11 protein-coding genes are annotated in these 14,756 nt (G+C 44.7%); 5 read left to right on the plus strand and 6 right to left on the minus strand.

The genetic code is table 11. The annotated features are described in order from the left end of the window. Positions 1 to 14 precede the first annotated feature (14 nt). Positions 15 to 1,316, plus strand: a complete 1,302-nt coding sequence (gene murF / locus FM107_RS10795; protein ID WP_086948526.1) for a UDP-N-acetylmuramoyl-tripeptide--D-alanyl-D-alanine ligase — start codon at positions 15 to 17, stop codon at positions 1,314 to 1,316. Positions 1,317 to 1,369: 53 nt separating this feature from the next. Here murF and FM107_RS10800 read toward each other — a convergent pair whose 3' ends face one another. From FM107_RS10800 to xseA, 5 genes are all read right to left on the minus strand, one after another. After that, entirely contained in the window at positions 1,370 to 1,810 is a 441-nt protein-coding gene (locus FM107_RS10800; protein ID WP_086948527.1) for an Rrf2 family transcriptional regulator, read from the minus strand. 61 nt (positions 1,811 to 1,871) lie between these two features. After that, entirely contained in the window at positions 1,872 to 3,515 is a 1,644-nt protein-coding gene (gene pafA / locus FM107_RS10805; protein WP_086948528.1) for an alkaline phosphatase PafA, read from the minus strand. A 2-nt stretch (positions 3,516 to 3,517) separates the two neighbouring features. Then, positions 3,518 to 6,340: an excinuclease ABC subunit UvrA gene (uvrA, locus tag FM107_RS10810; RefSeq protein ID WP_086948529.1), complete on the minus strand. Its 2,823-nt coding sequence runs from the start codon at positions 6,338 to 6,340 to the stop codon at positions 3,518 to 3,520. Positions 6,341 to 6,593: 253 nt separating this feature from the next. After that, complete coding sequence (gene xseB, locus FM107_RS10815; protein ID WP_086948530.1) at positions 6,594 to 6,815, minus strand: exodeoxyribonuclease VII small subunit; 222 nt, start codon at positions 6,813 to 6,815, stop codon at positions 6,594 to 6,596. A gap of 6 nt (positions 6,816 to 6,821) precedes the next feature. Further along, a complete protein-coding gene (gene xseA / locus FM107_RS10820; protein ID WP_086948531.1) occupies positions 6,822 to 8,075 on the minus strand; it encodes an exodeoxyribonuclease VII large subunit in 1,254 nt (417 codons plus the stop codon). A gap of 294 nt (positions 8,076 to 8,369) precedes the next feature. On the opposite strand from xseA, the gene FM107_RS10825 reads away from it, so the two are divergent. The 3 genes from FM107_RS10825 (at position 8,370) to radA (ending at position 12,730) form a co-directional block, all read left to right on the plus strand. Continuing rightward, complete coding sequence (locus tag FM107_RS10825; RefSeq protein ID WP_086948532.1) at positions 8,370 to 10,106, plus strand: serine hydrolase; 1,737 nt, start codon at positions 8,370 to 8,372, stop codon at positions 10,104 to 10,106. Continuing rightward, positions 10,081 to 11,271, plus strand: coding sequence for a dipeptidase (locus tag FM107_RS10830; RefSeq protein ID WP_256959468.1), 1,191 nt, complete (start codon positions 10,081 to 10,083; stop codon positions 11,269 to 11,271). The genes FM107_RS10825 and FM107_RS10830 overlap by 26 nt, the downstream gene beginning before the upstream one ends. 73 nt (positions 11,272 to 11,344) lie before the next feature. After that, entirely contained in the window at positions 11,345 to 12,730 is a 1,386-nt protein-coding gene (gene radA / locus FM107_RS10835) for a DNA repair protein RadA (protein ID WP_086948533.1), read from the plus strand. A 69-nt stretch (positions 12,731 to 12,799) separates the two neighbouring features. Here the strand turns inward: radA and FM107_RS10840 are convergent, their stop codons facing one another. After that, the gene (locus tag FM107_RS10840) at positions 12,800 to 13,468 is read right to left on the minus strand and encodes a peroxiredoxin (RefSeq protein WP_086948534.1); all 669 of its coding nucleotides are present in this window, start codon (positions 13,466 to 13,468) and stop codon (positions 12,800 to 12,802) included. An 82-nt stretch (positions 13,469 to 13,550) separates the two neighbouring features. On the opposite strand from FM107_RS10840, the gene FM107_RS10845 reads away from it, so the two are divergent. After that, positions 13,551 to 14,702: a methionine aminotransferase gene (locus FM107_RS10845; RefSeq protein WP_086948571.1), complete on the plus strand. Its 1,152-nt coding sequence runs from the start codon at positions 13,551 to 13,553 to the stop codon at positions 14,700 to 14,702. Positions 14,703 to 14,756 lie beyond the last annotated feature (54 nt).

Here is a 14,756-nt window from a genome sequence, read left to right on the forward strand (position 1 = left end):
GTAAAACTCGAAACATGACGATTGAAGCTCTATATAAACTGTATGAGTCAGTTCAAAGCGTGCAAACGGACACACGGCATATAACCGAGCACTGTATGTTTTTTGCATTAAGGGGCGCGAATTTTGACGCGAATATTTTTGCAAAGGACGCGCTAGACGCGGGTGCGAGATATGCCGTTATTGATAACCCTGATTATGCATTCGATGACCGATATATATTGGTGGATGACGTATTGCAGACTCTGCAGGAGCTAGCGGGGTACCACCGGGACCAGCTATCGATCCCTATTATCGGTATCACCGGAACCAACGGTAAGACGACTACGAAGGAACTGCTTTTAACGGTATTGAAGTTAGGTTTTAAGACGGTGGCTACCAAAGGAAACTTGAATAACCATATTGGCGTTCCATTGACGTTACTAGAAATTGATAATTCTGTTGAAATAGCGATCATTGAAATGGGGGCAAACCACGCGCGAGAGATAGATTTTCTGTGCCAGATAGCGAGGCCAACGCATGGTTTGGTTACCAATGTAGGTCGGGCGCATCTGGAGGGATTCGGTTCCTTCGAAGGGGTTATTAAAACCAAAGGTGAGCTTTATGATTTTTTAAGCGAAAATGCCGGGGTGCTTTTTGTCCAAAATGATAACCAGTACCTGCAACAGATGGTCTCCTTGCGCAAGTTGTCGAGTGTTGTTCGATACGGTTTTTCCAGTAGTAATGACATCGTTGGAAAACTTGTTGTTGCTGATCCACTGATCACGATTGCTTGGAGGGAAAACAACAGCGATAGTTTTTACCAGGTGCCAACCCAATTGACGGGGTCTTACAATACCGAGAATATTTTAGCGGCGGTTGCGGTTGGACGATATTTTGGTTTGGAAGCACAAGTAATTAACCAAGGGATTGCAAATTACATACCGACCAATAACCGCTCACAGATTACTCAAACAACAAAAAACACTGTGATTGCTGATTACTATAATGCGAATGCGAGCAGTATGGCGGCAGCGTTAGATAATATTGAAGTGCTGGCTGCTGCGAATAAGGTTATTATTTTAGGCGATATGTATGAGATGGGGGAGGAAAGTCTTGCTGAACATCGCAAGGTCGTTGATCGAGCGCTTAGCGTGGAGCGCGCGCGGAAAATTTTTGTCGGGAAAGCATTTTATCAGCACACAAGCGAGGGAGCGGAGTTTTACCAAACAACCGAGCAGGCAAAACAAGCACTAAGTAGTAGGCCATTCGAAGGCTGCACTGTATTGCTTAAAGCATCTCGTGGGATGGCTTTTGAGCAACTGATGGAAGTGTTATAAGAGCGATTTTTGTAAATAGAAAAGGCCTGCAAAATTTTGTAGGCCTTTTCTATTTAATCAACTTCGACATTCAAGTTGGATTCTTTACTAATCAATTGGGATATGCTCGTGTCATTAAGTATTTGGAGCATCGCGTTACGGACTTCCACGAAGGTGTCACGTATGCCACAGCTGTGCTCTTCAACGCACTCCTCACAGGAGCGGTAAAAGTTGAGACTCACGCAGGGTAGCAGCGCTATTGGTCCGTCAATGAGTCGCATAACTTGCGAGAGATAAATATCCTCTGGCGCTTTGTTCAGGCTATAACCACCTCCAGCTCCTTTTTTGGAGTAGAGGATCCCGGCGTTGCGCATTTCTAGAAGGATTTGCTCAAGGAACTTTTTTGGAATACGTTCTTCTTCTGCAATCTTAATGATCTGCATGGGTTCTTTTCCATAGTTACGCCCCAATACCATCAGGGCCTTTATGGCGTATTTTGTTTTCTTAGAAAGCATACAAGTTCCTTTTTCGAGTAGTCGTTTTGTAACAAAGATACTAAATTTTTTCCTACTGAAGCTATTGACCTAACACCTCCACGATGGGCTTGCCAATATTTCCATTGGGCTCCATAATATGCAGCAGCGAAGCTATTGTCGGAGCTATGTCTACGCTTTCTACTGCTCTGTTACTTTGGCCATGTTCGATACCCCAGCCCATAAAGATTAATGGGATGTGTGAATCGTAAGGTGACCAAACGCCATGCGTAGTACCCGGGGACCGAGGCGTCCCAGCGTACCATTGTGGCTCAGCAACTATTTGGATGGCGCCACTATTTTTACGGTTATATCCATTTATAATTTTTTCACGTAATGGAGCGGGGATAAACATATTTTGGCCCCCTTCCATATCCACTACATAGGCCACGCCCGGCTCTTTGTATAGTTGATTGATGATGGTCGTTTTTACGGCCTGCTCGTCGAGCTTTAATGAGTCGATGAGGGGGTAATTTAAATGCACTTGATAGTTTGTGAGGCTGCGCACCAATTTGTCGCTACCAAATTTCTCTAGCAGTAGATCTTTAAGATTATTCTGTATTTGTCTTGTGAATAAATAACCTCCATTGCCTTTCTGATCTGTATAATACATTGGGTTGTACGAGGCGGCATGATCTGCTGTAAGGAAGATTGTATAGTTGCCTTTTCCTACTTGCTCGTCTAGGGTGTGAAGGAAGTCTGCAATTTGTTGATCAAGGCGTAAGTAGGTGTCTTCAATCTCTATTGCGGATAGTGAGTAACGGTGGCCAACATAATCTGTTGCCGATAGACTGACGCATAGGAAGTCCGTGTTGCCTGTTGCATTTTTGCCCATTTGCTCGTTATGGAGAATTTCTTCAGCGAAGTCTAAGGTGAATTGGTTACCCGCTGGAGTAGTTTTTATAAGTTCATAACCGACATCTTTCATTAATTCCGATGTCTTTCTTGGGAAAGTGGGAGATTCTTCACCTGGCCATTTTCCTTCGTAATTGTTGTCGTCTGCGATGCTATTCGTATAGGTTTCGATGGGGTATAAGGTGTTCCAATCTTCTTTTAAGTACTTGTCGGCGAGTTTCTTTTTGTTAAAAGTGTCTACCCAACTCGGTAATTTATCCATGTAAAAAGAGCTCGATATCCAGTTTCCTGATTTGCTCTCGAACCAATATGCGGCATCGGCAAAATGACCAGCAGGAAGAATGCCTCCTCGATCTTTGATGGAGATACCAATGACTTTAGACTGAAAGTTTGTTGCTAATTTTAACTGGTCTGTCACCGTGGACGCTAATAGGTTTCGTGGCGATTGTTGACCTTCGCGCGAAGACGTTCCTACGCCCGTGACATTGTTGTCTTGTGTGCAGTACATAGGCTCTCCGGTTGCTTGAATGACCCAGTCATTTCCAGCAATCCCATGGATTGAGGGTACACTCCCTGTATAAACGGTGCTGTGTCCGACTGCAGTGTAGGTAGGTATGTAGTTGATAATGGTGTTTTCACATGTAAAACCATCATCTAACAAGCGATTGAATCCGTCCTGCCCGAAACGGTCCGCAAAACGGTATAGGTAGTCCCAACGCATTTGGTCCACCATTAAGCCCACAACGAGCTTCGGTCTGGCAGGCTTACTTTGGGCGAAACTTTGAAAGGTACAAGTCACGCCGAGGATGGCTGTAATTATGAGTTTTCGCATTGTTAGTTGTGTTTTGATTTAGGGGTTAAAAGTAAATGATTTTTTAGAAATTTCCCTGTATAAGATTCGTTACAGTTTGCTAAGTTCTCTGGTGTGCCTTCAAAGACAAGCTGCCCACCTTTGTTCCCCCCTTCGGGACCAATATCGATAACCCAATCTGCGGTTTTTATCATCTCCATGTTATGCTCGATGACTAGAATGCTGTTTCCTAGGGCAATTAATGCATCAAAAGCGTTCAGAAGCTTATGGATATCATGGAAATGGAGGCCAGTGGTCGGCTCGTCAAATATGAAGAGAGTCTTCTTGTTATTATTCCCTTTGATTAGGAAAGACGCCAGCTTGATACGTTGCGCTTCGCCTCCGGAAAGGGTGCTTGAGGGTTGTCCTAATTTTACATAACCAAGGCCTACATCTTGTAACGGTTGTAGTTTGGCTGTTATTTTGGGTAGATCGCTAAAAAATGTTATCGCCTCATCCACACTCAGGTCTAGTACTTGTGAAACGGATTTATCTTTATAAGTAACCTCGAGCACGTGCTGCTTGAAGCGCTTACCCTCACAAGCCTCGCACGGAAGGATTATATCGGCCATGAATTGCATTTCTATTTTCACCTCTCCATCACCTTGGCAGACATCGCATCGGCCGCCTTCTACATTAAACGAAAAGGCAGAAGGTTTTAACCCTGCCGTCTTTGCTGCGGGCAATGCGGCATACAACGCACGTATCTCGTCCCAACCTTTGACGTAGGTTACAGGGTTGGAGCGTGATGATCGACCGATAGGATTTTGGTCAATCATCTCGATTTGCTCGATGGTGTCGGTGTCGCCTACTAATTCATCAAAAAGGCCCGTTTGCTCGCCCGAGTAATTTTCGGTTGCTTTTTGTAAAGCTGGGTAAAGGATCCGTTTTACTAGTGACGTTTTCCCTGAGCCTGAAACGCCTGTTACGACGGTAAAGGTATGGAGGGGGAAGGTAACATCGATTCCTTTCAAGTTATTTTCTCTGGCACCTTTAATGGTAATGGAGTCCGACCATTTTCGCCTACTCGTAGGAACCGGAATTTGCAGCTGCCCGTTGAGGTATTTACCCGTCAAGCTGTTTGGGTCTTTGATAATTTCATCGTAGGTGCCCGCAAAGACAAGGTTACCGCCATTGATGCCGGCTTCAGGGCCGATGTCAATTAGATAATCGGCAGCCTCCATCATTTCTTGTTCGTGCTCAACGACGATGACGGTGTTTCCTATTTGACGAAGGGACTTTAACACACCGATTAACCGCTGGGTGTCGCGCGGGTGTAAGCCGATGCTCGGCTCGTCCAGCACGTAAATAGAACCGACCAGTGAACTCCCTAAGGAGGTGGCTAGATTTATACGTTGCGATTCTCCGCCGGAAAGCGAGTTGCTTAACCTGTTTAGTGTCAGATAGCTTAGCCCGACTTCACACAAAAACTCGATACGGCTGGTAATTTCAGCAAGTAACCGCTTAGCAATCGTCATTTCGTACGGCTCTAAAGATAATTTCTCGAAAAATATTAACGCCTCATCGAGTGGTAGAAGCACAATTTCGATGATAGACTTGCCGCCAACTTTTACGTAGGAAGCATCTGCTCGCAACCGCGAGCCCTTACATTCCGGACAATCTGTTTTACCGCGGTAGCGAGAAAGCATTACGCGGTATTGAATTTTATAAGACTGCTGTTCGAGGTCCTCAAAGAATTTATTTAGGCCATCAAAATGTTTATTTCCGGTCCATAATAATTCTTGCTGTTTGGCGGTAAGATCACTATAGGACCGGTGGATAGGGAAATCAAATTTTAAGGCACTTTTTACAAGCTTATTAAGCCACTCGCCCATTTTCTCTCCGCGCCAGGGTGCGATAGCTCCGTCATATACGGATTTACTTTTATCGGGTACAACGAGGTCTGGATCGATGCCGATCACTTTACCGTAGCCTTCACATTTTCTACATGCCCCATAGGGGTTGTTGAAACTAAAGAAATTGGGGGTGGGTTCCTCGAAGGTGATGCCATCGAGTTCAAATTTATCGGAGTAGTACTTGACCTCTCCATTAATATCGACGTGGCAGCTGCCCTTTCCTTCAAAAAATGCCGTCTGTAGAGAGTCGGCAATCCTGCTTGCGGTTTCCTCCTGACCATCTAATACAATCCGGTCGACAACTATCTGAATATCGCCAAGCTTAAAATTGCTGTTTTTTATGCTGCTGTCCTCAATGATGGATTCGACCTTTTGGATTTTACCGCGGTAATTGACACGCACGAATCCCTTTTGCATAAGAATTGATAGTTCTTCTTTTAGCTTACGTTCGTTTGTGGGAAGTAGCTCGGTGTAAATTGTTACGGTGGTCTCTTGCGGGCTAGCGGTGATCTCTTGCGTGATGGAAGAGACTGTATCTTTGGTCACTTGCTTCCCAGAGATAGGCGATATGGTTTTCCCGATCCGTGCATACAGAAGTTTTAAATAATCGTAAATCTCCGTTGAAGTACCTACTGTAGATCGTGGGTTGGCGGTTATCACTTTCTGCTCGATAGCGATTGCAGGAGCAATACCTTTGATGTAGTCAACTTCAGGTTTATTCATGCGGCCCATGAACTGTCGTGCGTACGATGACAGACTCTCCACGTACCGGCGTTGCCCCTCTGCATAAAGCGTGTCAAAAGCAAGAGAGGATTTCCCTGACCCTGACATTCCGGTGATTACCACAAGTTTGTTTTTAGGGATATCGACGTCAATATTTTTTAAGTTATTTACTCGGGCGCCCTTTATTTGGATATATGATTTCGCGTTTTGTTCAGATTTTTTTGACATGACTAACAAAGGTACTGATTTTAGTTAAACATAACCTACAGTAGGTAAGCGCGGAACTAGGACTATTTTTTGTTCCGGTGGTTTCGCTCGAAAGAAAGAGATATCAATTTGGTTTTCTTTGTAATCTATGCCACGGATTAGCCACGGATACCTATATTTATTGTTTGCAGAAACGATAAATATTAAGAGTAATATTCGGAGCCTAATGGCAATTGTTACTACTCTTAAGTTTTAGAAATGTTTTAGCTTATATCTAATCTTCACTTGGTTCCTGTTCATCTTCTTCGAGCTCTTCGAGGAGCTTTTCCACCTCCTGCTCGGAAGATGATAACTTTGCTTTGCAAACATTAATTAAGGATGCTGCTCGACGAATTTTTGTGGTAAGCTCGTCGATATCCGTCTTTCCCGATTCAATTTCATCTACGATTAACTGTAATTCTTCTAAAGCTTGGCTGTACGTGTAGTTTTTGTCCATAATATGTTATTTTTTGATAACTTGACTGTGCAACGTTCCCTGAAACAGTGTCGTTTCAATTTGGTCGCCAGGTGATATCCTTTCGATGTTTGTTACTGCTTTTCCGTTCACGCGAGTAATGCTAAAGCCTCGTCTTAGGAGCTGTTTGGGATCAGCCATCTGTAACAGCCTTTCGAGATTTTTCAAATCTACTTTCGTATTTTTTATTGTTTGACGGCTATATGATGTGAGTCCACTGCTCAGCGTGTTCAGTTTGTTCTCTGCATGTGTTAAGGCGGTTTTACTGCTCCAGGTTATAGCTTGCGAGATACCGGAGAGTTGCTGTTTTTCCTGCGCAAAATAGGCCCTGGTCGCCAGTAATATGCGACGCTGCGACTCCTCAATAGGGAGCGCGAACTGGTGAAATTTCTGAATCAAGAAGTCCGCGAGCTCACTCGGCGTGATAGCACTTTTGTAGGCGACCATCTCGCTGACGGTGAGATTGGTGGAGTGGCCTATTCCAGTTATCACCGGGATAGGGAAAGTGGCAATGGCTTTAGCGAGTAAATAATTGTTGTACGAGGATAGTCCGACTTCACCGCCACCGCCTCGAATAATAGCGACTACGTCATATTTTTCTATATTTTCAGCAATCACCACAAGCTGCTTGATAATTGAGGGTATCGATTTGTCACCTTGTAGTAGCGCGGGGTAAAGCGTGCTCTCGAACTTATACCCCCACGGGTTATTTTTAAGTATTTGGAAAAAATCAGAAAACCCTTTGCTTGTTTCTACGGATATTAGGGCCAGCCGTTTGGGCACCTGTGGGAACGGACGCTTTTTATTCGCATCGTAAATGCCTTCCTTTTGTAGTTTGGCTATGCTCTCACGCTTTTCTTTTTCAAGCTCACCCAGAACAAATGTGGGATCGATATCAATGATTTTCAGGCTGAATCCAAATAGGGGGTCATAGCTTAACGCTGCTTGGAAAAGTATGGTGATGCCATCGCGTAGCGGTTCGTTCAACACCTCTTTAAACTGTTTATTAATTCGTTGGAAGTCCATTTTCCAGAGCACGGACCGCATTTCGGCGACTATCTTTCCGTCTTTTTTCTCCACAAGCTCTGGGTAGCAATGTCCAGAGTGGTTGTATAAGTTTAGCTTGTTCATTTCTGCCTTAATCCAATACAGACTTTTATAGCGTTCGGCAATCGTTTTTTGGACGCTTCGCGAGACTTCTAATAGCGAGAAAATAGTTTTATTTTCTATTGTTTCGGGCATAAGTCAAATTTACAATAATTCTTCGATATTGTGCCCGTGTTCCCTAGCGTAGTGTTAAGTTGATGTTCTTCTATGCCTAAACTCACGGGGAATTTAATCGTGATTTCAACAAGCCGTTTTTGATGGAGTACTGAAGGCTCCGGTATTCGAGGGGTGGTTATGTATCTCAGGCTTATCCCAGTGGAAAAGGCCGACTGTTAAAAATTTTTAAAACGTTGCGTTTTGTTGCGCTTTTTTCTAATTTTAGTGTCGAAATACTTAATCATAATTAAAACCTTTCTATATTTATTCACCATGACAGTAAATCCCCGCGTTTTTATTCTTGTTTTATTTAGCCTTTGTTCGCTGGGTATATCGGGCAGCTACGCACAGTATAAGCAAACGATACAAAATGAGACTAAAATCTTAAAACAAAACGGAGCAATCATTCCATTTACGCGACTGGATGAAGAAAAGATCGTTGTCATCACTCCCTCGACACAGAAATATAGAGAGTTCATCGAAACATTAAGCCGATATGCGGACGTACATAATGGCGATTTTGCGCATTACGATGACGAAACTAAATATTTTAATACCGTAATAATAGCCGGAACAGCAGCGGATTTGCGTTCTGATTTTATGCTCAAAGTCCGTCAGTCGCTCGTTAACAATAAGCAATTAATTCTTGTCCGTTTTGAGGATAACTCGGTAAATAATATTTGGCCGGACGGACAATCTTTTTCGAATTATACGGAGGTTACTTATCCCAGTTTTAGTGTCTCGGCTCAGCGTAATGTAGCGATGTCGATCTTTGGTGGACTCGCCGTTACGCAGGGACCCAATAAGACAGAACAAACGCGCTTGCAGTACACCTTAGGCGAAGATGCCGGTATTGATATTGCTGGGATGACAACGAAAATAGATGCCATAACTGCTGAGGGAATCAAGGGACGTGGGGCCCCGGGGATGGTGGTCATGGTCGTTAAAGACGGTCAAGTCATCTTTGAAAAAGGTTATGGTGCACATACATATCGAGGGATAGTGCCTACAAAGAAATCCGATATATTTGATATGGCATCAATTAGTAAAATTGTTGGCACAACACCCGTAGTCATGCATTTGCAGGAGACCCACGCAATCGATCTGGACAGCACGATGGGATACTACCTGTGGCAAGCGAAACAAACGAATAAAAAAGATATCCCGCTACGAAGTGTGCTACTGCACGAAGCAGGATTTACACCCTTTATACCATTTTATCGCTACCTCGAGCCCGGAGATGTTGTCTCTCAAGCCGACAGCGGCCACCAAGTACAACTTGCTGATGGGGCATATCTACGCAATAACTACTACCGTGATGTGATGTGGCCGCAGATGCTCGCTTCGGATGTAAAGCCAATCGGTAATTATGTGTATAGTGATATCAGTATGTACGTCATGAAGGAGGTTTCGGAGCATATTACTGCCGTGCCCATGCAGGATTATATACAGAAACTGCTTTATCAGCCCATCGGAATGAAGACTGCTGGCTATAATCCTAGAGAACGATTTGCTAAGGAGCGCATGGTGCCCACGGAAAACGATACATCGTTCCGGAAAGTGCTCCTGCAGGGGTTTGTCCATGATCAAGGTGCTGCCATGGCTGGTGGTGTGGCTGGACATGCAGGGGTTTTCGCTTCGGCGAATGACCTCGCCATCTACGCGCAATTGTTGTTAAATAGGGGGACCTATGGCGGAGTCCAGTATTTTAAACCCGAAACGGTCGATATGTTTACCTCCAAGCAGTCTGAAACCAGCCGACGAGGACTTGGCTTTGATCGGAAAGACCCGGATCCTGCCAAAGAATACCCTTCGTTACTGGCAGGCGAGTCTGTTTATGGCCACACTGGATATACCGGAACGTGCATATGGATCGACCCACAGAATCAGTTAACCTACATATTTTTATCTAATCGCGTGCATCCTCAAGTGACATCAAACATATATGATATGAACATTAGAAGCCGCATACAAGACGTTATTTATGAAACGATTAATAAGTCGAAGTAATCAGGCTATAGCTTTCGGTAGTATTCTGATGGCGCTGGTATGTGTAGAAAGTGCTTTGGCACAATCGTCAGAATCTTTTCATCAGCAGATGATCGTTGTCGACGGACATAACGACGTAATCTATGCGTCTTTATTAGAGGGGCGTGATCTAGGAAAGAAATTGCCGGTAGGACATACCGATATTCCTCGGTTGCGCGCCGGGGGTGTAGATGTGCAGGTGTTCGCGGTTTGGTCGGACGATAAGAAATTTGGAAAAGGTAAAGCGTTTAAACACGCCAATCATCAAATAGACTTGCTGGAACAGACTGCGTCACGCTACCCCGATCAGCTTGTGATCGCCAAGAATAGCGCATCGATCCGGGAAATCGTTAAGCAGGGCAAGATTGCAGCGATCATCGGTGTTGAGGGGGGGAATATGATTGAAGAATCGATCGAGAATTTAGAAAGCTTGTACGATCGCGGCGCACGGTATCTGACTCTAACGTGGAACTATAATCTTTCCTGGGCTACAGCGGCTGCGGAGGAGGTGAAAACCAAGAGCGAGAAAGGGAAGGGGCTTACCGAGAAAGGGAGAGCAATTATCCGCAAAATGAACGAGCTGGGTATGATGATCGACCTTTCTCATAGTGGAGAGAAAACCTTTTACGACGTTATGGCTTTGAGCACAAAGCCGGTATTGGTTTCCCACAGCAATGCTTACAGCTTGATGCCGCAGTACAGAAACCTGAAGGATGATCAGCTGGAAGCGCTCAAGAAAAATGGGGGCGTTGTGGGTGTGAACTTCTATTCTGGGTTTCTGGATCCAGCCTATGAAAGCCGCGTGAAAAGTATTTATCGAAAGCATTTTGGTGACAAAGGAAATTATAAGTTATCGTCGTCCTCCCAGTACGATAAACTGCCTGCCTCTTTAAAACGTAAAGCGGATGCACCGCTGAGTTTGCTACTTGACCATATCGATTACTTGGTAATAAAAGTAGGCGTCGACCATGTTGCAGTAGGTTCAGATTTTGATGGTATTGAGTCTTCTCCCCAAGGCTTGGAAGATGTGTCGAAATTCCCTGTTTTGACGGCCGCACTATTGGAGCGAGGGTACACCAAGGAGGACGTTTCGAAGATCATGGGGTTAAATTTTTTACGTATCCTCGAACAGAATGAGCAGCAATAACGTACGGAATACGTATCCGCGGTATTTTGCTTAAAACCGTGCACGAGCCGTTATTTTTTTCTATTTTCGTACAATGGCCAAATCGAAATCTACTTATTTCTGTCAAAATTGTGGGTATGAGTCGCCCAAGTGGTTGGGGCAATGCCCTTCTTGTAAACAATGGAATGTTTTCGTGGAGGAAGTCGTTGAGAAAGCGAGTTCTAAAGTGCCTGAGTGGCGAAGTGTCAATACGGCAAACTCCTCGCGGCGCACAAATAAAGCTGCGATCATCAACGAAATCGTTTACCAGGATGAACAGCGATTAGCCACGCCAGATAAAGAGTTCAACCGCGTACTTGGAGGGGGGATCGTTCCCGGGTCTCTAGTACTCATTGGTGGTGAGCCGGGAATCGGTAAATCGACATTGATGTTACAAGTAGCCTTGGGGATTCCGAAAGTTAAAACACTTTATATTTCTGGCGAGGAGAGTGAGCAGCAGATTAAGATGCGCGCCGAGCGGCTGGTTCAAAACTCGACTGCGAATTGTTATATATTAACAGAAACTTCCACACAGAACATCTTTAAACAGATTGAAACGGTACAGCCTGATATTATCGTTATCGACTCGATACAAACGCTGCATTCCTCCCAGATAGAATCGGCTCCAGGGTCGGTCTCGCAGGTTCGTGAATGTACCGCCGAGTTACTACGTTTTGCAAAAGAAACCAGTACACCGGTATTTATTGTGGGGCATATCACTAAGGACGGTTCAATTGCAGGACCTAAGGTGCTCGAACATATGGTCGATACAGTATTGCAGTTCGAAGGAGATCGGCATCACGTGTACCGCATTTTGCGTGCTGTTAAAAATCGGTTTGGATCTTCCGCCGAGCTGGGAATTTATGAAATGCAGGGGTCCGGTTTACGGGAGGTTTCCAATCCGTCGGAAATTATGCTCTCCCAGCGCGAAAAACCTGTAGGAGGGGTGGCTATCGCCGCCATGCTCGAGGGGGTGCGACCTATGATGATCGAAGTGCAGGCGCTAGTGAGTAATTCGGCCTTTGGCACGCCGCAACGGACTTCAACAGGTTTTGATACAAAACGCTTGAGTATGCTGCTGGCTGTTTTAGAAAAAAGATTTGGATTTCGTCTAAGTATGCAGGACGTGTTCTTAAATATTGCTGGCGGCATACGTGTGGAGGATCCAGCGATCGATTTAGCGGTTATCGCTGCACTCATATCTTCCCAGCAGGATATCCCGTTACCAGCTCAAGTTGCTTTTGCGGGTGAGGTTGGTTTGTCGGGTGAAATACGTGCCGTTAATCGTATTGAACAGCGTATTGCTGAAGCTGAAAAATTAGGTTTCGAAGGGATTTTTATATCCAAGTACAATACCAAGGGTTTGGAAATCAAGAAGTACAGCATAGCAATTCGGCCAATGGCGACATTGGAAGATCTTTTTACCGCTCTATTCGGCTAAATTAAGATAAAGGAGACGTTTCGTGTGCCGTTCACCTCGGTGAGGAAGGCTTGCGAGGTAAGGCTTCATTTATTTTAGAAGTTCGCGTAGCTTATTATTTAAATCCTCTCCGTGGAGGTTGCGTGCAACAATAATTCCTTCAGGGTCAACCAAAACGTTTTGCGGAATCGAGCGTACACCATAGATTGTCCCAGCCGCATTTTGCCAGCTCTGCAGATCGGAAACATGTTTCCAGGTAAGCTTGTCTTTCTCAATTGCTTTCACCCAATCTTCATGCTTTCTATCGAAGGAAACGCCTAATATCTCGAAGTTTTTTCCACTAAATTCGGCATATGTTTTTACAAGTGCTGGATTTTCGCGACGACAATCGGGGCACCATGCCGCCCAGAAGTCAATCAGTACATATTTACCGCGTAACTCAGAGAGCGAGAGAGGTTCACCTTCGGGGGTTAATTGCGTAATTCCAGGGGCTTTTTTACCGACCGAAGCATTTTCGAGCCGTTTGAGGTAAAATTCGAACGCTTTGCCCTGTTTTGACTTTCGTACATCGCGGTCTAGGCTCTTAAATAGGGTGCGTAATTCTATATGATCGGGCTCGTAACCTCCAACGCGTTGAATCGTTTTTAATGTTTCAATGCTGCTTGGATTTTGTTTTACTTGTGCGATAAGTTCCTGCTTTGTTTGTGCAAAGATGAAACTCGGAATCGCTATCAGGAGTGTAAGAAGGAATCGTCTCATTGTTTTTTTACTATTATATAGGATCAAAGATAAAAATTCTATTAAATTAGTCGAGAATTCATTTTTGAAAATGACAATTAATATGCAATCCGAATTTTTCAACTCTAAACTCCCCCGTAGCGCGACAAGTATATTTTCGCAGATGTCTGCACTAGCAGTACAGCACAAAGCAATTAATTTGTCCCAAGGGTTTCCTAGCTTCCCGGTCGACCCAACCCTTATCGAACTTGTTGATTATTATATGCGCGCGGGCGCAAATCAGTATGCGCCAATGGCGGGGGTACCCGCGTTACTCGCCGTATTAGCGAAGAAGATCGAGCACTTATATGGAGCCAGTGTAGACCCAGGTGCGGAAATTACGATAACCGCGGGAGCTACCCAAGCGATATTTACGGTGATTGCCACGACCGTCCGCGCGGGTGACGAGGTGATCATCTTTGAACCTGCGTACGACTGTTATGCTCCTACGGTTGAACTTTTTAAAGGAAAGGTTGTTCCCGTACGGCTCACTGGACCCGACTTTAAGATTGACTGGGAGCAAGTGCGCGCCAAGGTTTCTAGTCGCACGCGCTTGATTATTATTAATAACCCGAATAACCCATCAACCAAGGTTCTAGCGGGGAGCGATTTACTGCAACTCGAAAAATTGGTTCGGGACAGCTCCATTATGATTCTTAGCGATGAAGTTTATGAACATTTGATTTTTGAGCAACATGTACATCAATCGGTGCTTGCCTGGTCGGTGCTTCGCGCGCGAAGTTTTGTGGTCGCCTCATTCGGGAAACTATTACACACCACAGGCTGGAAGCTGGGCTATGTCGTCGCCCCGCCGCAGTTGACTAATGAGTTTCGCAAAGTTCACCAATTTAATGTTTTTAGCGCTAACACGCCGATGCAACTCGCAATTGCGGACTACTTGAAAGACCCGAACCATTACCTGCAACTGTCCAAATTTTTTCAACAAAAAAGAGATTTCCTCACAGCCGGGCTGCAGGAGACACGTTTTAAAGTGCTGCCAAGCCGAGGGACCTATTTCCTGCTGATCGACTACAGTCTGGTGAGCGAATCGTCGGATATTGATTTTGCACGTATGTTGACCACCGAATACCGTCTAGCGAGCATTCCGGTGTCGGCTTTTTACAGTAATGGGCTAGATCAGAAAATGTTACGACTTTGTTTTGCAAAAGATCAGCCGATGCTCACTGCCGCGATTAATATATTGAAAAAGGTGTAAGATCAACCGATTGCGACGCAGTTTTTGCATTTTTTTGCGTGATTTTGCCTGTTT

Origin of the sequence: Sphingobacterium sp. JB170 (assembly GCF_900163865.1) — a bacterium.
Taxonomy (GTDB): Bacteria; Bacteroidota; Bacteroidia; order Sphingobacteriales; family Sphingobacteriaceae; genus Sphingobacterium.